Raw genomic sequence first — 22049 nt, forward strand, 5'->3', positions numbered from 1 at the left:
CGATTTTTTTGTAAGAATTTCCTCGTGCGTGCGCGCTAACAACGCGAAACAATAAAAAACCGCAATCTGGCGGCTCAAACGAGGCACAAATGCGGCCCGAGTGGGGCTCGACCGACGTTCGAGCGTCGTTCAGGCGCGATTCGAGCCGCTTTAAACGGCATCCGCCATGTTCGAACAGACGCGAATGCGAAGCAGCGTTCGCACGCGGAAGTGCGGTTATCAACAGAAGTTGTTGAAAGACCTGTGGACAATGCCCGTCTAATGCAGACAAGTCGTTGATGTCACAACAGATTCACGGCGCGCCCGGTTTCGCATCCGCGCCAGTCGTTTTATGATGGTTCTTCGCATGCGCCGTGCAGGCAGATGCCCGCTCGGGACAACCCGCTGTTCGATGCCTACAAATACGCGAGCCGCCTTATGAACAAGCCTAGCGAACGCATCGTCGTCTTTGTGTCGCCCGCCCAGAAGCGCGCGATCGCCACCACGGCCGAAGAACTCGGCATCAGCGTCAGCGAACTGATGCGGCGTGCCGTGCTCAATTTCGGCGCGACCAGCGAACAGATCAAGGCGGCAAGCATCGTCGACCGGCTGCGCGCGCCGCGCGAACCCGATGCATTGAACGCGGCGCTGCAACGGGTCGCGCGTTCGGCGAAAGCCAACCGCGACACCTTGCCCCCGGCGCTCAGAAACGCGAGTGCGGCCACGCACGATGCGCGCGATCACGCGCACGACCCGCATCGCGACAGCGTGCCGCAGGCGCCGCTCCAGCCTGCGCGCCAACCTTTATCCGCGCACGTGCCCGTCAGTGTCGCGCCGGTGGCAACGCCGGTTCCGGTCGATCCACTGCAGGCGTTCGCGGCAATAGCGAGCGAAGCAGCCGAAGCCGATTCACCTGTCGACGAAGCGGTGCGCGCAGCCGAAGCGCAAGCGGCCGTCGAAGCCGCGGCGCGCGTCGCGGCTGCGAAAGCCGCTACGTTGAAGGTAGCGAAGCCGTCGTCGAAATCGAAGCCCGCGGCGGGCACTTCCTCGCGCGACGAGAATCCGTTTATCGATCCCACCAAGGGCAGCGGGCGTTTCGCGTAGACGTCGCGCGACGAATCGCAACGAATCGCAACGAATCGCGAGGAACGCGACACATGGATCGTCGATGCGTCAGGGTTCCGAAAGAGTCGATCTTCCGATGCGCTCCGTACCTGCCGCCGGCCATGCGATGCGCGTGCGCATGAGATCGACGCGATAGTCGATTCACACGTCGACACGCCTCGCGACGTCATTGTTGTTTAAGCCCTTTTTAAGAGAGCGCGTGGTGTAATATCCGCGAGCCGATCCCGTGCATGCAAGCGGTGCATGCAAGCGCAACAACGTGCTTGCTGCGACGTGGTATTCCGGCACTGCATCACGTCGCCCGCGCGGCGGATTTTGCACAGCGTGCTTGCAATGCGCGCGGGCGCCCCGATGTAGAACCGCGCCGAACGCGCAGTGTGCCGCGTGGCGGCATAAACTAGCGGATGAACGGGTCAGCGCGCCGGAAATTCAGCGCCGATTTCAATCAATGGAGGTATTTCATGTCGCTTTTCGACAGCATCTCGCGAACGCTCAAAGGTCTGCTGAACGACGCAGCCGATTCCGTGCAGGATCCGTCGCGGGATGCGCGCCAGATTGTGCGCGAACTCGACGAAAGCATTGCGAAGGCCGAGAACTCGCTGATCGAGATTCAGGCTCAGGTCGCGACGCAGCAGAGCAAGCGCGACGTCGCGGCGGACAAGGCAAAGAAGTACGAAGACGGCGCGAAACGCGCGCTGCAGGGCGGCGACGAATCGCTCGCGCGCGAGGCGCTCGCGGCGCAGGCCAACGCCGAAACCGAACGCGATGCGCTCGCGCGTGAACTGACGACGCTCGAGCCGTCGGTCGATCAGTTGAAGCAGCAGATCGACGACATGCGTCAGCGCCGCAACGATCTCTCCGCGCGTTCGAACATCCTGCAGGCCAAGCAGCAGATCGCGCAGGCGAAAGATACGGCAGCGACGGCGCTCGGCGGCATCGGCGGCAAGAACCTGTCCGAAGATTTTCAGAGGCTCGAAGACAAGGTCGCGCTGTCGAATGCCCGTTCCGACGCGCGTTTGAATTCCGCCGACACGAAAAGCGGCAAGGCGCTCGACGACAAGCTCGCGGAACTGAATCGTGGACCGTCGGTCGACGATCGTCTTGCGGCCTTGAAGAAGCAGTTGAATACGCCCGCCGAGTGATGCGAGGCGTCACTGCGCCTCGCTTGCAGCCGAGGCGTTCATGCGGTCACGGCGGGCCGCCACACGTCGCGCGATGCATCGGTGCATGATTCTTGCGCGGCGCAGTGGGCCGCAGTGGGCCCCACACTGGGGTCCACACCGTAACCGATCGATATGGAGACGGGTGTCAAGACACCCGGCCTGCATCATGAGAAAACCGTTTATAGCCTTTCTGACCGCCGCATGTCTGTCGCTGTCGCTCATCGCGGGCGGCGCTTATGCCGCGGTGCCGACCGCGACGCAGGTCGAAACGGCGATCCAGCAGCAGAACTGGCAGAAAGCCGGCAGCGAGCTGCAGGAAGTGCTCAACGCCCATCCGGACAACGCGCGGGCGCATTACCTGTACGCGCAGGTGCTCGACCAGCAGGGCCGCTCCGCGGACGCGCTCAAGCAGATCGAACAGGCGAAGACGCTCGATCCGCAGGTGCGCTTCACCGACCCGGGCCGCTTCGCGCAGACGGAAGCGCGCATCCGCAGCGACGCGGCGCGCGTGAACGCGACGCAGACGAATACGACGCACAATCCGTTCGCGCAGCAGTCGTCGGGCGGCGACCAGCAGGCGGCATTTGCGCCGGAAGCTGCGCAGCACCATGGACCGTCGACCGGCATGTGGATCGGCATCGTCGTGGTCATTGCGGCCATCGCGCTGGTCCTGCGCTGGACCTTGCGCCGCGCGCGTTCGCAAAGCAATTCGAATGCCGACGACGAACGGCGCGAGCAATTGAAGCGCGCGACCGAGCTGCTGAACGCGGTGCGTTCGCTGAAGCTCGACGTGCGGCTATCGACCGCACCGGGCCATGAGCAGCTCGAAAAAGAAGTCGAAGGCACGGAAGCGCAATTGCGCGACGTGGTCGAGGGCTTGTCCGATCGCAAGAATCCGGTGCCGCCGTATCAGATCGACGAACTCGAACGGCAGGTTGCCAGTTTGAAAGCGCGCGCCGAGGGACGTCCCGATCCGAATGCGGCAACGGCGGCGTCGGCGCAAAACTATTCGAGCGAGTCGTCTTACGCGCGCGAAGCGGATGCGAATTTCGGCCGGCAAGTGCCGCCGGGGCAGCCGCCCTACCCTTATCCGCCACAGCAACAGCAGCCGCCCGTGATCATCCAGCAAGGCGGCGGCGGATTCGGCGGCGGCATGGGCGGGTTGCTGACGGGCGTATTGCTCGGCGAAGCGCTGAACTCAGGGCGCGACCGCGTGATCGAACGCGACGTGATCGTCGACGACGACGAGCGTCGTCGTGGCGGTGGCGGCGACAACGGATCGATCGACTTCGGCCAGGGGTCGAACGATTGGGACGATGGCAGCGGCGGTGGCGGCGGCGATGTCGATATGGGCAGCGACGATTCGGGCGGATGGAACGATACTTGAGCGGCCCGAGTCGCGGCGCCTGTCCTGGCGAGCAGCCATAGCAAACACCAGGTCAAGAAGCTCCATCGCACCAATGGAGCTTTTTCTTTTTCAGCGAGCCGCGATGCCGTTACTACGCGGCCGCAGCGTATCCGACGTACACGCGCGTCTCATACGCGAATTCCACGCTGCCGTCTTGCTGCGTGCGATCGAACAGTTCACGCAACGCGGCCAGCATCGGTTCGTGATTCGGATGTCCTTGTTGCGGCGCATACGACGACGACATCAGCCGCCCTTTAAGCCCATCGAAATCGAGCGACTGCGCATTCTCGAAATTGCCCTTATGAGCGAACGCGGGGCCGAACCATGCGGCCATCGATTTATCGTCACCGTAGCGCTCGGCAACCGACTGATAGTCGGTGCCGTAGCGCTGCAGCAGCGCCTCGTATCCGGCAAGAAAAGGCGAACCGTCGAGCAGCCGGCTATTCCACATCAGCGCGATCAGGCCGTGCGGCTTCAGAATGCGTGCGAACTCACGGCGCGCGGCGACGGGATCGAACCAGTGAAAGGCCTGCGCGGCGATGACGAGTTCGACGCTTGCGTTATCGAGCGTCGTTGCCTCGGCGGTGCCCGCGACACTCGAAAAAGCGTCGTACTTCGCGAGCCACGCATCGGCTGACGCACGCATCGCATCGTTGGGCTCGACCGCGACGACCGGATGGCCCGCATCGAGAAAAAGCTTTGCGGAGATGCCGGTGCCGGCTCCGATATCGGCGACGCGCGCGCCTGGCGCAAGCCCGCACGTGTCATGCAGAAACGTGACGATCTCACGCGGATACGTGGGGCGAAACTTCACGTAGTCGGCGACGCGGTCGGAAAAGCGCTGCGTGGAATTGGCAAACGTCGGCATGGTCGTCTCCGTTCGTTTCGGGCATCGTTGGGATGCTTCACGTTACCCGAGTTCGGTGCGCTCCGCATGGACGCTGCGCATTATCCTCCGCCGAGCAGGCGCAGCAGGTTCCACAGGAATTTGCAGACCAGTACGATCAATTCCCACAAGCGGACCAGTTGTTCCCAGCCCGATACTTCCATCGTCACCCCGTCAATCCTGGAACGCCGGTCGCGTAGGTTGATAAACGTAAAGATTGCTGACGATCGGCATAACGCGCAGACCCCATCGACGCGATCGCTGCCGCGATCGAGCAATCAATTTTTTGCAGACCTGCTGATTGTGGCGCCAGAACTGGTGCATTTCGTTTCATTTCGCGGCTCGCGATTGTCGCGTCTGCGAAACCTGCGTACCGTCCGCCACTTCGACTTTTTCCTACGCGTGTTGATGTGCGGTACTTTAGCAGGACCACTTTTGCGACGGCTGCGTGCCTGTCGTTCGCCAGCGTGGCGTCGTATGCGCAAAGCGAGCCGGTGTTTGTGCCGCTGCCCGGTTCGGACGTTCAGCGGATGCAGCGGCAGCAGATCGACGCGACGAACACAAGCGGTACGCTCGGCGATGCACTGAAGCCCGGCGATCTCGCCCCCGCGGCACCCGACCTCGCCCATCTGCCCACCGAAACGCCCTGCTTCGAGATTCGCAAGATCGAACTCGACGGCAATCCGTTCGACTGGCTCGCATCGTTGCTGCAGCCGGTCGCCGGTCAATGCGTCGGGCCCAACGGTCTGAAGATCATACAGGACGCCGCAGCCAACGCGCTGATTCAACGCGGCTACATCACCGCGCGCGTGCAGATTCCACCGCAGTCGCTGAACGACGGCACGCTGACGCTGCAAGTGGCGCCGGGCCGCGTCGGCGAGATAAGTACGGACGACGCGAACCACGCCGCGGCCGGCTGGCTGCCGGCCGCGCTGCCGACGCACGGCGACGCGCTGCTCGACCAGCGCGACATCGACCAGGCGCTCGAGAATTTGCGGCGCCTGCCTTCGCAGGCCGATGCGAGCTTCGATATCGTGCCGGGCGCGCAGCCGGGCCAATCCGACGTCGTCCTGCATCCGGGCACCGGCAGGCGTTGGCATGCGGCAATCGGCTACGACAACGCGGGCCTCGACGCCACGGGCAAGAACAGAGTGTCCGGGTCGTTCACCTTCGATTCCCCGCTGCATCTCTACGACCAGGTGCAGGTGTCCGGCATGGTCAATGCGAATGCCGGCGCAAAGGATCGAGGCAACGACTTCGCGGCGGTGTCGTATAGCGTGCCGCTCGGCTACGCCATGCTGAGCGTCGACGCGAGCCGCTCGCACTATTTGCAGACCAGCGCGACCGTGTTCGGCCCGATCGAATACTCAGGCATCCAGAAGAATGCCGGCGTCAAGCTGTCGGGCGTCGTACAGCGCAGCACGCATTCGCGCACCGAAGTGCGCGCGCGGCTCTTCCGCGCGATCAACGACAACTATTTCGCCGATATTCCGATCGACGTGCAAAGCCGCGACATCTACGGCTATGAACTCGGCGTGTCGCATCGCCATTACTTCGGCAATGTGCAGGTGGATGCCGCCGCGGGCTGGCGCGCTTCGTTGCCGGGCATTTCGCGCAATACCGGCTATGCGGTCAGCGACTCGCCGTTCAACGGCCATACCGAGGTCGAGACGGCGAGCCTCTCGGTGCTCGCGCCGTTTCGCATCGGCAGCCAGCCGTTCTCGTACCAGTTCGGCTGGTCGATGCAGAACGCGCGCACGCCGTTGTGGGCACCGGACTATTTCATGATCGGCACACGCTACGCGGTGCGCGGCTTCGATCAACAGACGACGCTCGCGGCAGAAAGCGGCTGGGCCGTATCGAACGAACTCGACTGGTATGTGCCGACGTCCGTCGGCGTACAGGCGCTCTATACGGGCATCGACGCTGGACGCGTGCGCGGACCGACCGCACCGTACCTGGCGGGTAACACGCTGGTCGGGATGGTGGCGGGCATCAAAGGCACGCTGGCGCCGAAGAACGTGTTCGGCACGACCGTCAACTATGACGTGTCGGTCGGCTGGCCGCTCTACAAGCCGTCGGGCTTTCCGAATCGCTCGCCCACCATGCTGGTCCAGGTCAGCGCGCTGATCTAGACCATCCGTTCCCAGCATCAATCGTGAGGCATCACATAAAGGATGAAATATGAGTAAGCAGTTCAATCGTTCCGTGCACACGCAGGCCGGGCCAGCACCGCTGTGGTTCGCTGCTCGCGCAAGCGCATTCGCCGCGCTGTGCGCGTTCGGCATGCAGCCGCTCGTCGGGAGCGCGCAGGTCGCACCGGTGGCCGGCGCGGGCACGACGGTCGGCACATCGTCGGCCGGTGTGCCGGTTGTCAACATCGTCGCGCCGAACGCGAGCGGCGTGTCGAACAACCGCTTCGACCGGTTCAACGTCGGCAGCAATGGCCTGATCGTCAATAACAGCGTGAATGCGGCGCAAACGCAGATTGGCGGCGGCGTGCAAGGCAATGCGCAACTGGGCGGCCGCAGCGCGGCTACCGTACTGATGCAGGTGACGTCGGGCGCTGCCTCGCAGTTGCTCGGCAAGACCGAGATTGCAGGCCAGGGCGCGAACTTCGTGCTCGCGAATCCCGCCGGCATTTCGTGTTCGGGCTGCGGCTTTCTGAACGCGCCGCGCGTGACGCTTTCCACCGGCACGCCGATCCTTAACGCGAACGGGGCTTTGACCGGTTTCGACGTCAAGCAGGGGCAGATTGCGATCAACGGCGCGGGTCTGTCCGCTTCGAACAGCGCGGTCGACCTGATCTCGCGTGCGATGACCATCAACGGACAGGTGCAAGCCGCGTCGATCGATGCGATCGCCGGTGCGAACCGCGTCGACTATCAGACGAAGAATGCCACTGCGCAGGACGGCATCGGTGAAAAGCCGGCCGTTGCGATTGACGTGCAGGCGCTTGGCAGCATGTACGGCAACGGCGCGGTGCGCCTGATCGGCACCGAAGCCGGCGTCGGCGTGCGCGACAACGGCAAGCTCACGTCGTTGACCGGCGACATCAATGTGTCGGCGAACGGCGATGTGACGATCGGTGCGCCCGCAACGATGCAGGCGGCTGGCAATCTGTCGGTACGCGGTGCGAACGTCGCGAACGGGGGCTCGCTTGACGCGACCCGCGGTGTCGACGTGCGGGCCGACCGCGCGTTGGCGAACAGCGGCAGCATCAGCGGCGCCGAGGGTGTAGGCCTGATGGCCGGCACGACGCTGACCAACAGCGGCCGCGTGGACGCGGGCAATCTGGTTGTCAACGGTGTGGAAAGCGTGGCCAACACCGGCATGCTGTCGGCGAACGGCGACACACAGATTGCCGGTACGCGCGTGCTGCTCGACAACGGCAGCATCAAGGCGGCTGGACCGCTGACGCTCAACGCGCAGACCGTGACGAACCAGCACGGCACGCTGGCTTCGGAGCGCGAGCTCAACGTGTTTGCCGACCGTGTCGACAATACGAACGGGGTGTTGTCCGCCGGTACGAACGCGTCGGTTCAGTCGAGCGATCGTTTCATCAACGCGAACGGCATGCTGACTGCGAATGGCAGCGTGGCTTTCAACGGCGGCACGCTCGACAACGCGAACGGAAAAATCGCCGCGACGCAAGGCATGATCAGCGCGTCCGCGACCAATGCGGTGCTGAACGCCGGCGGCAGCATGCAGGCCGGCGACGCGCTGCAGTTGGGCGCGGGCTCGCTGGACAACGCGCGCGGAACGATGTCGGCGGGTACGAAAGCCGTGCTGAACGCGTCGTTTGACTTGAACAACGCAGGCGGTTCGATCGAGGCCGGCGACACGCTGTTCGCGAACGTCGGCTCGCTGTCCAACGACAACGGCACGATGGTCGCGCCGCATGGCACGACGATCGTCACGCGTGATGCGGGCGGCCCGCTGCCGGCGCCGTACGATCCGAACGCGTCGGGCAACGCGGGCTGGGTGGACCCGTCGGTAAACGCCGGCTGGGTGGATCCGAACGCCGGTTCCGGCTGGCAAAACGATAATACGGCGCGCGATCCGAATGCTGGTCAAACGTACCCTGCAGGCAACGGTGGGAATGCGGCTCAGATCGACGCCGCGCTTAACCCTGGCTGGGTCGATCCGAATAGCCCGCTGTAAGTGATCGGAGCTTGATGGGCGCGGTTCGATGGTCCATCGGGCTTGATTGTTCGGGGCGGCATGTGTGCTTGTGTGCATGCCGCCCTGACATCGCATCGTGACCGCGATGCGCGCGCCGCAGCTTGCCGAAAGAGGCTGAGGCGCGACTGATCGTGGATTGATGTAGCGCTAGTGTGTCGTCACCGTATCGGATGCGCTGTTCAGTTGATGCTCGAGGTAGTCCCACTGATCGGGTGTGCAGTCGCAGAAATACTCGATGCAGTTTCTGTCGAGTGCGGCTTCCGATTCCGCGTGCGTCGCGAGTTGTTCGATGGTTTCGAGCATGGCGACACGATCGACGAGCGACACACCGGAGCGCCGGATCGCGCGCGCGAGCGCGGCGATTTTTGCGGCTTCATCGCTGAAGCGCTCGGCGTTTTCCATCGCAGTTTCGTTGACGCGGCTGAGCAGGACAAGCCGTCTTGCGATCTGATCGTGAGTCAGCGATTGCAGAGCTTCGAGCGTAATTTGATTCGTCATGGCGCCTCCCTGGAGCAAGACCCCGAACACCCGTTTGAAGCGGGTGAGCGGGCACAGTGACAGGGTTAGCAGACCGAGGACACAGGCAAACCCGGCGAGCCTTGCGGCTCCCCTGCCACGGCCCGCCCATGAAGAGCAGACGCGAAGGCAAAGACACCGCCTGCCGAAGCAGGCGTGCGTCCTGTTTGCTGATTCAGGCTGCTAAACCCGACCGTCGATGTTTCGACGGCTTGGCCAGTATAGGCGGTGTGTTTTTCGAGAGATCAACCGCGCCGGCTAAATCGCGCCAGCGCGAGATTCAGCAATACTACGTACGCGGCAGCTGCATTCCAGCGGGGCGTGACAGAAGGCGTTATGCCCTACCGAGACGCGCGCGTAGCGTGCGGAGCGGGAAGAATGAATGCCTTGTCACTGTGGTGTGTGGTGCGATGTGTCGGATGGTCCGCGCACCACTATCTTGGCTGTGCGGGGTTCCCGCTTAGCACCCCAGGCGGCTTTCTTTTGCCTACTTTTCTTTGTCCCCCAAGGGGACTTCCTTCGGGGCGCCGCTGCAAAGTAAAGTAGGTGCCGCCCCGCACAGGGGCAACGCCTGCGCTGCGAGGCGAAATCGCGGATGCCAGCGACAAGCCGAGCATCACGACAAAAAAGCGCGCACCTGCAGCCCCGCTGCCCCACTACCCCTAAGCGGCCATTTCAAGCCGACGCCTTTCGGCCCGCTGCATAAACCCATTAGCAACCACAACGCCAACAGACACAACAGCAATAAACAAAGTCGCAAGCGCATTCATCTCCGGATTCAACCCCAGCCGCACGCGCGAAAAGACGACTAAAGGCAAAGTAGTCGACCCAGGTCCAGACAAAAACGCCGACAACACGAGATCGTCGATAGACAAAGTGAAAGAGAGCAACCACCCCGCAACCAGCGCTTGCGAAATCAACGGCAGCGTCACGCTAAAGAAAACCCTCAAAGGCGTAGCCCCAAGATCAAGCGCGGCTTCCTCAAGCGAAGGATGCAAATCCCGAACACGTGACTGAACGATAATCGCGACATAGGACATACAAAGCATCACATGTCCGATCCAGATCGTCAGAATGCCACGCCCTGCAGGCCACCCAAGCCACTGTGCCATTTCGACGAACAGCAGCAGCAGCGAGATCCCCTGAATGACTTCAGGAATCACGAGAGGCGCATTGATCATCCCGGTATAGAGCGTAAACCCACGAAACCGCCCCATCCGCGCCAGCACGAACCCCGCCCACGTCCCGATAAAAACCGAAGCAAACGCAGTCAGCAACGCGACCCGCAACGACAGCCACGCGGCGGCGATCAACTCATCGTCCTGCAGCAGCGCCGCATACCAGCGCGTAGAAAACCGCGTCCACACCGTCACAAGCTGCGACTGATTGAACGAGTAAACAACAAGACTGACAATCGGGATATACAAAAACAGAAACCCAATCCCCAACACCAGAATCTGCAACCAGCGATTCGGCTTCATCGGCGCCCTTCCTCCAACGCTTTCGCCTGCGAGTGCTGGAACAGGGCCATCGGCACGAGCAGCAGCAACACCATCGCGCAAGTCACCGCGGACGCCATCGGCCAATCCGCATTGTCGAAGAACTCATTCCACATCACGCGGCCAATCATCAGCGTATTCGCGCCGCCGAGCAGCTCCGGAATCACGTACTCGCCGACCGCCGGAATAAACACGAGCATGCAGCCCGCGATAATGCCGTTCTTCGACAGCGGCAGCGTGATCTGCCAGAACGCCTTCCACGGCTTCGCACCGAGATCGTACGCAGCTTCGAGCAACGTCAGGTCCATCTTCACGAGATGCGCGTAAAGCGGCATCACGAGAAACGGCAGGTACGAATACACCATGCCGATATAAACACCGGTATTCGTGTGATAAAGCTCGATCGGCGCATGGATGAGCCCGATCGACATCAGGAAATTGTTCAGCAGCCCGTTATTCTTCAGAATGCCGATCCACGCGTAGACGCGAATCAGAAACGACGTCCAGAACGGCAGCATCACCAGCATCATCAGGATATTGCGCGTCGCCGGATTCGAGCGCGCAATGTAATACGCCATCGGATAACCGATCAGCAGACAGATCAGCGTCGTCACCGCCGCGACCAGCAGCGAATTCAGATAGGTCGCGAAATACAGGCTGTCCTGAAACAGAAACGCGTAGTGCGAAAAATCGAGCGCGATATTGAGCACGCCCTCCTTGAACGCCGTCAGCTGCGTATAAGGCGGAATGCCAAGCTGCTGGTCCGCGAAGCTGATCTTCACGACCAGCAGAAACGGCACCAGAAAGAACAGCAGCAGCCAGATGAACGGGCCCGCCACGACCGCCGTTTTCCCCGTCAGCCGGAAGCGCCGCGCCGGCCACGTCGCGATAGCGCCGAGCGTACTCATGACGTCAGCACCACGCCGGCCGATGCGCTCCAGCGCACGTACACCTCGTCGCCCCACGTCGGCGTTTCGATCTCCATCAGCGCGAGGCTCGACACGTTCGCGACCACCGTCTTGCCGGTGTCGAGCTTCACGTGATACAGCGAGTAGCCGCCCATGTACGCGATGTTCGTCACGACGCCCTTGCCCCAGTTGAACGCGCCCTCGGGCGGCTTGCGCGTGAGCGCAATGCGCTCCGGTCGTACCGAGATCGTCACGGGCATGCCGAGCGGGCCGGTAATGCCGTGGCTCACGTACATCTGCACCGGCAGATCGGCCGTGTCGATATACACGTGATCGGGCTCGTCCTCGACCACATTGCCGTCGAACAGATTCGTCGAACCGATGAATTCCGCCGAGAAGCGGCTATTCGGGTATTCGTACACCTCGTTCGGCGTGCCGATCTGCACGATCTCCCCTTCGCTCATCACCGCGAGGCGGCCCGCCATCGTCATCGCTTCTTCCTGGTCGTGCGTGACCATGATGCAGGTCACGCCGACCTGATCGAGGATGTTGACGAGCTCGATCTGCGTGCGCTGGCGGATCTGCTTGTCGAGTGCCGACATCGGTTCGTCGAGCAGCAGCAGCTTCGGCCGCTTCACGAGGCTGCGCGCGAGCGCCACGCGCTGCTGCTGGCCGCCCGACAACTGGTGCGGCTTGCGCTGCGCGAAACGGCCCATCTGCACGAGTTCGAGCGCCGCATGCACGCGCTCGCGCAGCTCGGCCTTCGGCACGGCCTCCTGCTTCAGCCCGAACGCGACATTCGATTCGACCGTCATATGCGGGAACAGCGCATACGACTGGAACATCATGTTGGTCGGACGGCGGTACGGCGGCAGGTGCGCGAGATCCTCGCCGTCGATCAGGATCTTGCCCGACGTGACGGTTTCGAGGCCCGCGAGCATGCGCAACAGCGTCGACTTGCCACAGCCCGAACTGCCGAGCAGCGCGAACAGTTCGCCCTTTTTCACGGACAGGTTCACGCCCTTGACGGCCACCGTCTCGCCGAACTTCTTGACGACGTCGACGATCTGCACGAAGTGTTCCGCTGCGTGATCCGCAGCGGCAGAATTGCCCGGAGGCAGCGCACCGGCCCCCGCCGGCGCGCCAGACTGATCGCTCATGATGTGCTGCTTTCCTGCTGCATTTGACGAACAAAGCCCCCGGTGGACGCCGAGGGCTTAAGGATGATGCGGACCCGCACGATCGCGGCGCCTGGTCGAAGACGCTTACCGGCCGGATTTGAACTCCGTCCAGAGCCGTGTCTGCAGGCGCTGGATTTCAGGCGGCAACGGCTTCAGCAGGAACAGCGTCTTCACGACGTCGGGCGGCGGATACACGGCCGGATCGTTGGCGACGTCCTTGTCGACATACTTGCGCGCTTCGAGATTCGCGCTCGGATAATAGACGGCGTTCGTGATCGCCGCGTGCACCTGCGGCGTCTCGATGTAGTTGATCCACTCGAGCGCGGCTTCCTTGTTCTTCGCATCCTTCGGGATCGCCATCACGTCGAACCAGACCGGCGCGCCACCCTTCGGAATGTAATACTCGACCTTGTACGGCTTCTTCGCCTCGAGCGTGCGATGCTTGGCGATCACGACGTCGCCCGACCAGCCGTACGCGAAACAGATGTCGCCGCCGACGAGGTCGTTGATATAGCCCGACGAGTTGAACTGCGTGATGTACGGGCGGATTTTCTTCAGCATCTCGAGCGCGGCCCGGTAGTCGGCCGGGTTCGTGCTCATCGGATCCTTGCCCAGATAGTGCAGCGCGGCTGCGAACATCTGGTCCGGCGCGTCGAGCACCGACACGCCGCACGCCTTCAGCTTCGAAATGTTTTCGGGCTTGAACAGGATGTCCCAGTTGTCGAGCGGCACGTTCTTGCCGAGAATCTGCTGCACCTTCGTCACGTTGTAACCGAGGCCGGTCGTGCCGTAGGCCCAGGGCACCGTGTACTGGTTGCCCGGGTCGGCGCCGGCGACGAGCGCCATCAGCGACGGGTCGAGATATTTGAGGTTCGGGATCTTCGATTTATCGAGCGGCGCGAAAATGCCGGCGGCAATCTGCTTGCCCGCGTAGTTGCTGGTCGGCACGACGATGTCGTAGCCCGAGTTGCCGGTCAGGAGCTTGGCCTGCAACGTGTCATCGCTGTCGTAGTTGTCGTACCTGACCTTGACGCCGGTCTGCTTCTCGAAGTTCGGAATAGTGTCCTTGGCGATGTAGTCCGACCAGTTGTACACATTCAATTGCGTATCTTTTGCCGCGGCCGGCAGCCAGGGCGCGGCGCACAGCGCAACCGCCGCCACCAACCGGCCCAACACCCGTTTGCTCATTCCGTTCTCCAGTCCTGGCCAGCCGACGCCGGCCGTCTACCCCGCTTATGCCGCGATGCCTGCACATGCCCGTCCCGCCTGTGCATGGCGTGCCCGCGACGTCCCTGAAAACCCCGAAAGCTACCACTAATCGATGTGCGCCACAAAAAAAATCCCCCGATGTCGCGCAAACGGTACAGCCGGCGGCGAGCGTGCGCCATTCGGGCGAAACCCGCCGCGACCGGGAAAATGGGCGCAATTTTATCGGGTTATCGGCGCGTGTCTACCTCGAATCGCACCTGATGCCGGATGCCCGTCACTATAGACTGTCATAAAAGCGCTGCGCGCCGGCTGCCGCACAGGCATGGCGCTTGCCTCGCTATCTGGCTCATGTCGAAGAGGGCCTTGATGAACACGAATCCGTTCGCGCTGCATCCGACGCGCCGCCACCCGTCCGACGGCATGCCGCCGCGGCCCGCGCGCCGGTTGTCGTTCATCGGCGCGGGCGCGCTCGTCGCGGTGGGCTATATGGATCCCGGCAATTGGGCCACCGCGCTCTCCGGCGGCGCGAGCTACGGCTATCAGCTGCTCAGTGTCGTGCTGCTGTCGAGCCTGACCGCGATGCTGCTGCAGTGGGTCTCGGCGCGCGTGGGCGTCGTCACCGGACGCGATCTTGCGCGGCTGTGCCGCGAACGCTACAGCCGCCGCACCGCGTTCGCGCTGTGGATCGCAAGCGAAATCGCGATCATCGCGTGCGACGTCGCGGAAGTGGTCGGCAGCGCGGTCGCGTTGCAGATGCTGCTCGGCGTCTCGCTGACCGTCGGCGTGCTGCTGTCGGCGGTCAGCACGTTCGCGATGCTGGCGCTGCAGCGGCACGGCCAGCGCACGCTCGAGGCGTTCGTCGTCGCGCTGATTCTGTTCGTCGGCATGTGCTTCGTGGTCGAACTCGCGCTCGCCCAGCCGGACTGGCACGCGGCGCTCGCGGGCACCGTACCCGACCCGCGCATCGTGCGCGACGCCGGCATGCTGTGGCTCGCGGCCGGCATACTCGGCGCAACCGTGATGCCACACAACCTCTATCTGCATTCGGCGCTCGTCAAGGAGTCCGTGCCCGACGGCGACGACGCGGCGATCGCCCAGGTACTCAAGCGCGCCAATGTCGGCACGTTCGGCGCGCTATCGGTGGCGTTTCTGATCAACGCAGCACTGTTGATCGTCTCGGCCGCGGTCTTTCACGCGCACGGCCATCGCAACGTGTCCGACCTCGCCGACGCGCAGGCGCTGATCGCGCCGCTCGTCGGGTCGCACTGGGCCGCGATTCTGTTCGCGGCGGCGCTGCTTGCATGCGGCATGAATGCGACGGTGACGGGCACGCTCGCGGGACAGGCCGTGATGGAAGGCTTCATGCGTCTCACGCTGCCGCGCTGGCAGCGCGCGCTGCTCACGCGCGGGCTCGCGCTCGGACCCGCGCTGGTCGCGGTCGTGCTATTCGGCCCACACGGGTCGAACCAGCTGCTCGTCGCAAGCCAGGTGGTGCTGAGCCTGCAGTTGCCGCTCGCGGTCGTGCCGCTCGTGCGATTCGCCTCGGACTCGCGGCTCATGCGCGGCTGGCGCGTCAGGCGCGTGCCGCTCGTGTTGGCATGGCTGGCCGCGGCGGCGATCGTCGCGCTCAATGCCGCGCTCGTGTGGCAGGTCGTGGCTGGACGTTGAGCGTTCGGCTCGCTTGAACGCTCCTTCGGGTTACTCGCTGCTCGATGGTTAGCCGCGCATTCGCGCCTTCCGGCAGCCGATCGGTGGCGAGAATGGGCGCCTCGGCTTTTCGTTTACCATATCGGACCGCCCGCGCTTTTCACCTCGTTCCCGATGGCTTCGAATCTTCACGACCTCCCCGACAGCCCGTGTATCGGCGTCTGCTCCACGCTCTTCGACGAAGTGTGCAAAGGCTGCGGCCGCACGGCGACCGAGGTCGCGAACTGGGTCTTCATGACCGACGACGAGAAGCGCTCGGTATGGGAGCGGATCGAACGCGACGGCACCGCCATGCGCTTCAAGTACGACAAGATGTGAGCCGCGCCTCGCGCGGGGCCGATCCGCGCGCCGGGCAGTACCCCGTCAGAATTTCATCCCGACGCCGAGACCGACCACGAGCGGGTCGATACGCAGCGTGCCGATCGATGCCCCGCCTAGCGTCGCATCGGTCCTCATCCAGATCTTCTTGATGTCCGCGTTGACGAACAGCGTCTTCGTGATCTGCACGTCGACACCGGCCTGCAGCGCCGGGCCGAAACTGCTGCGGCTCACGGCAATCGACTGGCCGCCCGCCTTGAGGCCGTCGTTATAAAAATACGTGTAGTTGAGGCCCGCGCCGACGTATGGGCGAATCTTTCCCTGATGGTTGAAGTGATACTGCAGCAGCAGCGTCGGCGGCAGCACGTTCACGCCGCCGAGCGCGCCCAGGTTCGACGTCACCTGATGGCGCGATGTCGCGAGGATCAACTCGACGCCGATGTTGTCGCGAATCATGTACGTGAAGTCGAGCTCCGGCACGATCGCGTTGTTGACGTTCACGTTGAGCGTCGACAACGTACTGCTCGTGCCGACCTGCGGCATGATGCTGATACCGCGCAAACGGACCAGCACATCGCGCGCATGAATGCCGCCCTCGACCGGGCTTTGCACCGTGCTCGCGGCCGACGCTGGGCCGCTGGCTGTGTCGTCGGCGTGTGCGGCGGTGGTCGCGAACGCGCTTATCAGCGTGGCACCCGCCATTGCGAGCGCCATTCCGGTTCTGTTCTTCTTCATTGCCTTGCCCCGCTATCGTTTCGATTCGTTGGTGTTCGAAGCGATTGTCGGGCGCTGCGGCGTTTGCGCTATTGACCTTTGTCAAGTGTGACAAACACGCGCGCGCAGATGCGGCTGAACGCCGCATCGAACGCGTGTGCGGCGCGTTACGTCGTCTTGTTGACGGCGAGTTGCATTGCCTTGTACTCGAGATATTCGTCGAGACCATACGTGCCGTTCTCACGGCCATAGCCCGACTGCTTGTAGCCGCCGAACGGCGCGGCCGCATTCCACGCGCCGCCGTTGATATTGACCTGCCCCGTGCGCATCCGGCGCGCGATGCCAAGCGCGCGTTCGTCGCTGCCCGCCCATACTGCGCCGGCGAGACCATAGACCGAGTCGTTCGCGATGCGGACCGCTTCGTCTTCGTCCTTGAACGTGAGAATCGTCAGCACGGGGCCGAAGATTTCCTCCTGCGCGATCGTCGCCTTCGGATGCACGCGGCCGAATACGGTCGGTTTCGCGAAGAAGCCTTGCTGTATGCCGTCCGGCATGCCGGGCCCGCCGGTCACGAGGTCCGCGCCCTCTTCGATGCCGCGCGCGATGTACTGCTGCACGCGTTGTTGCTGCGCGGCCGATGCGAGCGGACCGAGGCGCGTTCTGTCGTGACGCGGGTCGCCGGGCACATAGCTTTCGGCCGCGCTTTTCGCAAGCGCGCGCACTTCGTCGTAGCGGCTTTCGGGCACGAGCATGCGCGTATGCGCGGAGCACGTCTGCCCCGAGTTCAGAAAGCATGCGCCGACGGTCGCTTTCACGGCGGCCGGCAAATCCGCGTCGTCGAGAATCACCGATGCGGATTTGCCGCCCAATTCGAGCGCGACGCGCTTGACAGTCGCCGCGGCGAGTTCGGACACGCGCTTGCCCGCGCGCGTCGAGCCCGTGAACGACACCATATCGACCGACGGGTGCGACGCGAGCACCTCGCCGACCACCTGCCCATAGCCGCAGACAAGGTTGAAAACGCCGGCCGGCAAGCCCGCTTCGTGAATCGCCTCGGCGAGCACGAACGCATTGAGCGGCGCGATCTCCGACGGCTTCAGGACGACCGTGCAGCCCGCCGCGAGCGCCGCGGCCACCTTCAGCGTGATCTGGTTGAGCGGATAGTTCCACGGCGTGATCGCCGCGACGACGCCGACCGGTTCGCGCACGACGAGCGAATGGCCAACCTTCTCTTCAAACGCGAATTCGCCCGCGAGTTTGGCGTACGCGTGCCAGTTTTGTACCGCCCCGCCGACCTGTATCGCGCGCGACAGCTTGATCGGCATGCCGACTTCGCCGCAGATCAGTTGCGCGAGTTCGTCGGTGCGGGTCTTGAGGTTGTCGGCGATTTTTTGCAGGTACGCGCCGCGCTGTTGCGGCGACGTCGCGGCCCAGGCGTCGAAGGCGGCGCGCGCCGCGACGATCGCGGCTTCCGCGTCCGCTTCGATGCCTTCGGGAATGCGGCCCATCACCGCTTCGGTGCCGGAGTCGATCACGTCGATCGTGCCGGTGCCGCACGGGCTCAGCCATTTGCCGTCGATGTAGAACTGGTCGTAGGTCTTCATGTCGGTGCGTTCCTTGTCTCGGATGCGGCGCTTCGGTCGCACACATTTTACTCAAGCGCCCTGAGCAGGCCGGGATTCGCATCACGATCAAGCGAGCAAGACAAAGGCCCGCGCTGCGATAAGCGGGTCCGATATCCACGGCGACACTCCGCAGCGTTCCTATAGCGAATCTTGCGACGCCAACTTACAATTCGGCACCACAAAACGCCGGTGCGAACCGGCATCGAGACCACACCATGAACAAAATGATCGGATCTACCTTGCTAGCGGCGTCGCTGGCGACGGGGATGGCGGCCAGCGCGGCACAGGCGGACGCCGATGCACAGACCGGGGACGCGGGCGAGGTCGATCTGCCGACGTCCGCGACGCCCGGCAACCGCGCTGCCGAGCTTCCCTCGGGGCTCGGCGACTTCTGCTTCTTCGCACACCTGCCGCCCGCCGACCAGAAATACACGGTCGTCAGGAAACTGAAGGTGGGAAAAGGGACTTATGGCGGCGTCAGCGACATCCTGCCGAAGCTGGCCGAGAACGCGCGTATGCGCGGCGCGGATGCAATCATCGAATACGGCGGCGCACAACACTTCGGCTTCTGGCCATGGCGCATGGTCAGGCCCGTGGTACATGGTATTGCGGTGAAGTGGAACGCTTCGACGCCCGTCGATTGCGAAGCCGCGGGCGGCACCAAACTGAGCACGATACTGTCGACAAACCAGGCGCCGGAGAAGTAGCGCGAACTGCGCGAGGCGCCGCTGCACGCGCTACGGGCGCCCAATCTTGCCCGTAGCGATGCCGATGAACCGTTACTGCACGCCCTGCCCTGCGAGGAAATCCTCGTAGTTCCCGCCGAAGTCGTTCAACGTGCCGTCGGTCTTCACTTCGATGATCCGGTTCGCGAGGCCGCTCACGAATTCGCGGTCGTGCGACACGAAGATCAGCGTGCCGTCGTACTTGTCGAGCGCGATCTGCAGCGACTCGATCGACTCCATGTCCATATGGTTCGTCGGCTCGTCCATCAGCAGCACGTTGTGGCGGCCAAGCATCAGCTTGCCCCAGATCATGCGGCCCTTTTCGCCGCCCGACAGCACCTTGACCGACTTGCGGATATCGTCCGCGTTGAACAGCAGGCGGCCGAGCGTGCCGCGCACCGACTGCTCGTCGTCGCCTTCCTTGCGGTACTGGTCGATCCACTCCATCAGCGTGACGTCGTTCGGAAATTCTTCGTAGGTATCTTGCGGCATGTAGCCAATGTTCGCGTTTTCCGCCCACTTCACCGAGCCGTGTTCGAGCGGCAGATTGCCGAGCAGCGAACGCAGCAGCGTGGTCTTGCCCGCGCCGTTCTCGCCGATGATCGCAATGCGCTCGCCCGGCTGCACGCTGATGCTGAAATTGCTGAAGATCGTGCGGTCGTACTTCTTCGTCATCTCCTCGCCGACCACCGCGATGTTGTGCAGTTTCTTCTCGTACTCGAAGCGGATAAACGGATTCTGCCGCGACGACGGCTTGAATTCCTCGATCTTGATCTTGTCGATCTGCTTGAGACGGCTCGTCGCCTGGCGCGCCTTCGACTTGTTCGCCGAGAAGCGCCGCACGAAGTCCTGCAAATCGGCGATGCGCTCCTTCGCCTTCGCGTTCGCCGCCTGCTGACGCTCGCGCGCCTGCGTGCTCGCGAGCATGTAGTCGTCGTAGTTGCCCGGATAAACCTTCAGCGTGCCGTAGTCCATGTCCGCCATATGCGTGCAGACCTGGTTCAGGAAGTGACGATCGTGCGAGATGATGATCATCGTCGAGTTGTACTCGTTCAGCACATCTTCGAGCCAGCGAATCGAGTTGATATCGAGGTTGTTGGTCGGCTCGTCGAGCAGCAGCACGTCCGGCTTCGAGAACAGCGCCTGCGCAAGCAGCACGCGCAGTTTCCAGCCCGGTGCGACATTGCTCATCGTGCCGCTATGCAGATCGAGCGCGATGCCGATGCCGAGCAGCAATTCGCCCGCACGCGCCTCGGCCGTGTAGCCGTCGTATTCGGCGAACTTCGCTTCGAGTTCGGCGGCGTGCATGTAGTCGTCGTCGGTTGCTTCGGGGTTCGCGTAGATCGCGTCGCGCTCGCTCATCGCGGCCCACATTTCGGTGTGGCCCATCATCACGACGTCGAGCACGCGCACGTCTTCATAGGCGAACTGGTCCTGGCGCAGCTTGCCGAGACGGATGTTCGGTTCGAGCATGACGTTGCCCGACGTGGGCTCGAGGTCGCCGCCGAGAATTTTCATGAACGTCGACTTGCCGCAGCCGTTCGCCCCGATCAGCCCGTAGCGGTTCCCTTCCCCGAATTTGACCGAGATGTTTTCGAAGAGAGGCTTCGGCCCGAATTGCATCGTGATATTGGCAGTAGACAGCACGGCGCGTACCTTTGAGATAGTGATCCGACCTGGATCGCTGAAAAACCGACTATTTTAGCAGCATATCGTGTCCCTCGGGCCGCCGGACACCTGCTCCGGGCCTGCTAACGCTGGCGCGTTCGCGCGCGGTCATAGCCATGCTGGAACACTTTCACGCCGTTTTCAACGGCGCTTGCCCGGTTGCAGCACGTCGACGAACGCGGAGAAATCGGCATCGGCAAGACCCATCGCCGCCGCCAGCCGCAACACCTGCTGCACGGTGCCCGCAACCGGCATCGGCGTGCCCGTTTCGTAGGCGGTCGCGGCAATCGTATCGACGTCCTTCTGGAACGTGCGCATGGCGCCGATCGGTGCGTCGCCGCTCGTCGTCATGCGCGGCACGAAGGTTTGCAGCAGCACCGAGTCCGCCCAGCCGCCCGCCAGCGCTTCGGTCAGACGCGCGGCGTCGATGCCGCTTCGCTGCGCGAGGCTCACCGCTTCGGCGATAGCCGCGACCGTCGCCGTGACGATCGACTGATTGCAGAGCTTCGCGGTCTGGCCCGCGCCCACGTCGCCCATATGCGTAACGCGCGCCGCGTAGGCGCGGATCGCGGGCGTCGCCGCTTCGACATCGGCGGCGGCGCCGCCCGCCATCACGGCAAGCGTGCCGGCGTTCGCGCCGGCCACGCCGCCCGACACCGGCGCGTCGACCCAGCCGACGCCGGCCGCGGCGGCCCGTTGCGCGAAACCGCGCGTCGCCGACGGCGCGATGCTCGAATGGTCGACGATGCGGCGCACCCGCGCGCCGCCTGCAGGCTTTTGCGCGGCTGTTACGATGCCGTGCTGCGGATCGAACACGACCTGCTCGACGGCCGCCGCATCCGATACGCAGAGGAAAATCAGCTCGGCCCGATCGGCCAGCGCGCCCGGTGCCGACGCGATCTGCGCGCCGTCCTTCGCGAGCGCTTGCGCCTTGTCGCGCGTGCGGTTCCAGACGTGGACCGTATGCCCCGCGCGCAGCAGATGCCGAATCATCGGGGCGCCCATCAAGCCCGGGCCGCAAAAACCCACTTCCATTATTTCGATTCCTCTTCGATCTGAACATGTTGCGAACGTTACCCGGCGCCCATCATAGCGCCGCGCACCGGCGTACGTGACGGCGCGGCCGCACATTGCGCCGCGCGTGGCGCATCGACGTGCGCCCGGGCACGTCGACTGCGCGCAAACCCGGGGCGTGCTCGTGAAGCGCGTTATCTATACTTTTTTCGACCCCAA

Annotated in this window: 19 protein-coding genes; 8 read left to right on the forward strand and 11 right to left on the reverse strand. The window is 63.6% G+C overall.

What is annotated here, in order from left to right; genetic code table 11:
• Positions 1 to 417: 417 nt before the first annotated feature.
• The 3 genes from QYH69_RS10455 (at position 418) to QYH69_RS10465 (ending at position 3654) form a co-directional block, all read left to right on the forward strand.
• On the forward strand, positions 418 to 1083 hold the full coding sequence (locus tag QYH69_RS10455) for a hypothetical protein (RefSeq protein ID WP_308831782.1): 666 nt from the start codon (positions 418 to 420) through the stop codon (positions 1081 to 1083).
• Between the two features lie 482 nt (positions 1084 to 1565).
• Complete coding sequence (locus tag QYH69_RS10460) at positions 1566 to 2246, forward strand: PspA/IM30 family protein (RefSeq protein ID WP_308831783.1); 681 nt, start codon at positions 1566 to 1568, stop codon at positions 2244 to 2246.
• A gap of 187 nt (positions 2247 to 2433) precedes the next feature.
• Positions 2434 to 3654, forward strand: coding sequence for a tetratricopeptide repeat protein (locus QYH69_RS10465; RefSeq protein WP_308831784.1), 1221 nt, complete (start codon positions 2434 to 2436; stop codon positions 3652 to 3654).
• A 112-nt stretch (positions 3655 to 3766) separates the two neighbouring features.
• On the opposite strand, the gene QYH69_RS10470 is transcribed toward QYH69_RS10465, so the two are convergent.
• Together QYH69_RS10470 and QYH69_RS10475 are read right to left on the reverse strand one after the other, a co-directional pair.
• Positions 3767 to 4543, reverse strand: coding sequence for a class I SAM-dependent methyltransferase (locus tag QYH69_RS10470; protein WP_308831785.1), 777 nt, complete (start codon positions 4541 to 4543; stop codon positions 3767 to 3769).
• Positions 4544 to 4727: 184 nt separating this feature from the next.
• Positions 4728 to 4895 carry a hypothetical protein gene (locus QYH69_RS10475; protein WP_308831786.1) on the reverse strand — a complete coding sequence of 56 codons (168 nt, stop codon included), beginning with the start codon at positions 4893 to 4895 and terminating at the stop codon, positions 4728 to 4730.
• A 76-nt stretch (positions 4896 to 4971) separates the two neighbouring features.
• Between QYH69_RS10475 and QYH69_RS10480 the strand changes: the two genes are divergently transcribed.
• Positions 4972 to 6696: a ShlB/FhaC/HecB family hemolysin secretion/activation protein gene (locus QYH69_RS10480; protein ID WP_308831787.1), complete on the forward strand. Its 1725-nt coding sequence runs from the start codon at positions 4972 to 4974 to the stop codon at positions 6694 to 6696.
• Positions 6697 to 6745: 49 nt separating this feature from the next.
• Positions 6746 to 8725, forward strand: coding sequence for a filamentous hemagglutinin N-terminal domain-containing protein (locus QYH69_RS10485; protein ID WP_308831788.1), 1980 nt, complete (start codon positions 6746 to 6748; stop codon positions 8723 to 8725).
• A gap of 168 nt (positions 8726 to 8893) precedes the next feature.
• Here the strand turns inward: QYH69_RS10485 and QYH69_RS10490 are convergent, their stop codons facing one another.
• The 5 genes from QYH69_RS10490 to QYH69_RS10510 form a co-directional block, all read right to left on the reverse strand.
• Positions 8894 to 9244, reverse strand: a complete 351-nt coding sequence (locus QYH69_RS10490) for a hypothetical protein (RefSeq protein ID WP_308831789.1) — start codon at positions 9242 to 9244, stop codon at positions 8894 to 8896.
• Positions 9245 to 9924: 680 nt separating this feature from the next.
• Positions 9925 to 10743 carry an ABC transporter permease subunit gene (locus QYH69_RS10495; protein WP_308831790.1) on the reverse strand — a complete coding sequence of 273 codons (819 nt, stop codon included), beginning with the start codon at positions 10741 to 10743 and terminating at the stop codon, positions 9925 to 9927.
• A complete protein-coding gene (locus QYH69_RS10500) occupies positions 10740 to 11669 on the reverse strand; it encodes an ABC transporter permease subunit (protein ID WP_075156982.1) in 930 nt (309 codons plus the stop codon). The genes QYH69_RS10495 and QYH69_RS10500 overlap by 4 nt, the downstream gene beginning before the upstream one ends.
• On the reverse strand, positions 11666 to 12829 hold the full coding sequence (locus QYH69_RS10505) for a polyamine ABC transporter ATP-binding protein (protein WP_308831791.1): 1164 nt from the start codon (positions 12827 to 12829) through the stop codon (positions 11666 to 11668). The genes QYH69_RS10500 and QYH69_RS10505 overlap by 4 nt, the downstream gene beginning before the upstream one ends.
• Positions 12830 to 12934: 105 nt before the next feature.
• Entirely contained in the window at positions 12935 to 14038 is a 1104-nt protein-coding gene (locus QYH69_RS10510) for a polyamine ABC transporter substrate-binding protein (RefSeq protein ID WP_308831792.1), read from the reverse strand.
• A 387-nt stretch (positions 14039 to 14425) separates the two neighbouring features.
• On the opposite strand from QYH69_RS10510, the gene QYH69_RS10515 reads away from it, so the two are divergent.
• Positions 14426 to 15727 carry an Nramp family divalent metal transporter gene (locus tag QYH69_RS10515; RefSeq protein ID WP_308831793.1) on the forward strand — a complete coding sequence of 434 codons (1302 nt, stop codon included), beginning with the start codon at positions 14426 to 14428 and terminating at the stop codon, positions 15725 to 15727.
• 153 nt (positions 15728 to 15880) lie between these two features.
• On the forward strand, positions 15881 to 16084 hold the full coding sequence (locus tag QYH69_RS10520; protein ID WP_308831794.1) for a DUF1289 domain-containing protein: 204 nt from the start codon (positions 15881 to 15883) through the stop codon (positions 16082 to 16084).
• Positions 16085 to 16129: 45 nt separating this feature from the next.
• Here QYH69_RS10520 and QYH69_RS10525 read toward each other — a convergent pair whose 3' ends face one another.
• On the reverse strand, positions 16130 to 16819 hold the full coding sequence (locus tag QYH69_RS10525; RefSeq protein ID WP_308831795.1) for an OmpW family outer membrane protein: 690 nt from the start codon (positions 16817 to 16819) through the stop codon (positions 16130 to 16132).
• A 146-nt stretch (positions 16820 to 16965) separates the two neighbouring features.
• Positions 16966 to 18402: an aldehyde dehydrogenase family protein gene (locus tag QYH69_RS10530; RefSeq protein WP_308831796.1), complete on the reverse strand. Its 1437-nt coding sequence runs from the start codon at positions 18400 to 18402 to the stop codon at positions 16966 to 16968.
• Between the two features lie 236 nt (positions 18403 to 18638).
• Here QYH69_RS10530 and QYH69_RS10535 point away from each other — a divergent pair, with 236 nt between their 5' ends.
• A complete protein-coding gene (locus QYH69_RS10535) occupies positions 18639 to 19130 on the forward strand; it encodes a hypothetical protein (RefSeq protein WP_308831797.1) in 492 nt (163 codons plus the stop codon).
• 72 nt (positions 19131 to 19202) lie between these two features.
• Here the strand turns inward: QYH69_RS10535 and QYH69_RS10540 are convergent, their stop codons facing one another.
• Together QYH69_RS10540 and QYH69_RS10545 are read right to left on the reverse strand one after the other, a co-directional pair.
• Complete coding sequence (locus tag QYH69_RS10540; protein WP_308831798.1) at positions 19203 to 20795, reverse strand: ABC-F family ATPase; 1593 nt, start codon at positions 20793 to 20795, stop codon at positions 19203 to 19205.
• Between the two features lie 162 nt (positions 20796 to 20957).
• Positions 20958 to 21851: an NAD(P)-dependent oxidoreductase gene (locus QYH69_RS10545; RefSeq protein ID WP_308831799.1), complete on the reverse strand. Its 894-nt coding sequence runs from the start codon at positions 21849 to 21851 to the stop codon at positions 20958 to 20960.
• Positions 21852 to 22049 lie beyond the last annotated feature (198 nt).

The organism is Paraburkholderia sp. SARCC-3016 (genome assembly GCF_031119615.1).
Classification (GTDB): Bacteria; Pseudomonadota; Gammaproteobacteria; order Burkholderiales; family Burkholderiaceae; genus Paraburkholderia.

Coding starts and splice junctions, on each gene's coding strand:
- QYH69_RS10455 (WP_308831782.1), top strand. CDS start 418: ATGAACAAGCCTAGCGAACGCATCGTCGTCTTTGTGTCGCCCGCCCAG.
- QYH69_RS10460 (WP_308831783.1), top strand. CDS start 1,566: ATGTCGCTTTTCGACAGCATCTCGCGAACGCTCAAAGGTCTGCTGAAC.
- QYH69_RS10465 (WP_308831784.1), top strand. CDS start 2,434: ATGAGAAAACCGTTTATAGCCTTTCTGACCGCCGCATGTCTGTCGCTG.
- QYH69_RS10470 (WP_308831785.1), bottom strand. CDS start 4,543: ATGCCGACGTTTGCCAATTCCACGCAGCGCTTTTCCGACCGCGTCGCC.
- QYH69_RS10475 (WP_308831786.1), bottom strand. CDS start 4,895: ATGAAACGAAATGCACCAGTTCTGGCGCCACAATCAGCAGGTCTGCAA.
- QYH69_RS10485 (WP_308831788.1), top strand. CDS start 6,746: ATGAGTAAGCAGTTCAATCGTTCCGTGCACACGCAGGCCGGGCCAGCA.
- QYH69_RS10490 (WP_308831789.1), bottom strand. CDS start 9,244: ATGACGAATCAAATTACGCTCGAAGCTCTGCAATCGCTGACTCACGAT.
- QYH69_RS10495 (WP_308831790.1), bottom strand. CDS start 10,743: ATGAAGCCGAATCGCTGGTTGCAGATTCTGGTGTTGGGGATTGGGTTT.
- QYH69_RS10500 (WP_075156982.1), bottom strand. CDS start 11,669: ATGAGTACGCTCGGCGCTATCGCGACGTGGCCGGCGCGGCGCTTCCGG.
- QYH69_RS10505 (WP_308831791.1), bottom strand. CDS start 12,829: ATGAGCGATCAGTCTGGCGCGCCGGCGGGGGCCGGTGCGCTGCCTCCG.
- QYH69_RS10510 (WP_308831792.1), bottom strand. CDS start 14,038: ATGAGCAAACGGGTGTTGGGCCGGTTGGTGGCGGCGGTTGCGCTGTGC.
- QYH69_RS10515 (WP_308831793.1), top strand. CDS start 14,426: ATGAACACGAATCCGTTCGCGCTGCATCCGACGCGCCGCCACCCGTCC.
- QYH69_RS10520 (WP_308831794.1), top strand. CDS start 15,881: ATGGCTTCGAATCTTCACGACCTCCCCGACAGCCCGTGTATCGGCGTC.
- QYH69_RS10525 (WP_308831795.1), bottom strand. CDS start 16,819: ATGAAGAAGAACAGAACCGGAATGGCGCTCGCAATGGCGGGTGCCACG.
- QYH69_RS10530 (WP_308831796.1), bottom strand. CDS start 18,402: ATGAAGACCTACGACCAGTTCTACATCGACGGCAAATGGCTGAGCCCG.
- QYH69_RS10535 (WP_308831797.1), top strand. CDS start 18,639: ATGAACAAAATGATCGGATCTACCTTGCTAGCGGCGTCGCTGGCGACG.
- QYH69_RS10545 (WP_308831799.1), bottom strand. CDS start 21,851: ATGGAAGTGGGTTTTTGCGGCCCGGGCTTGATGGGCGCCCCGATGATT.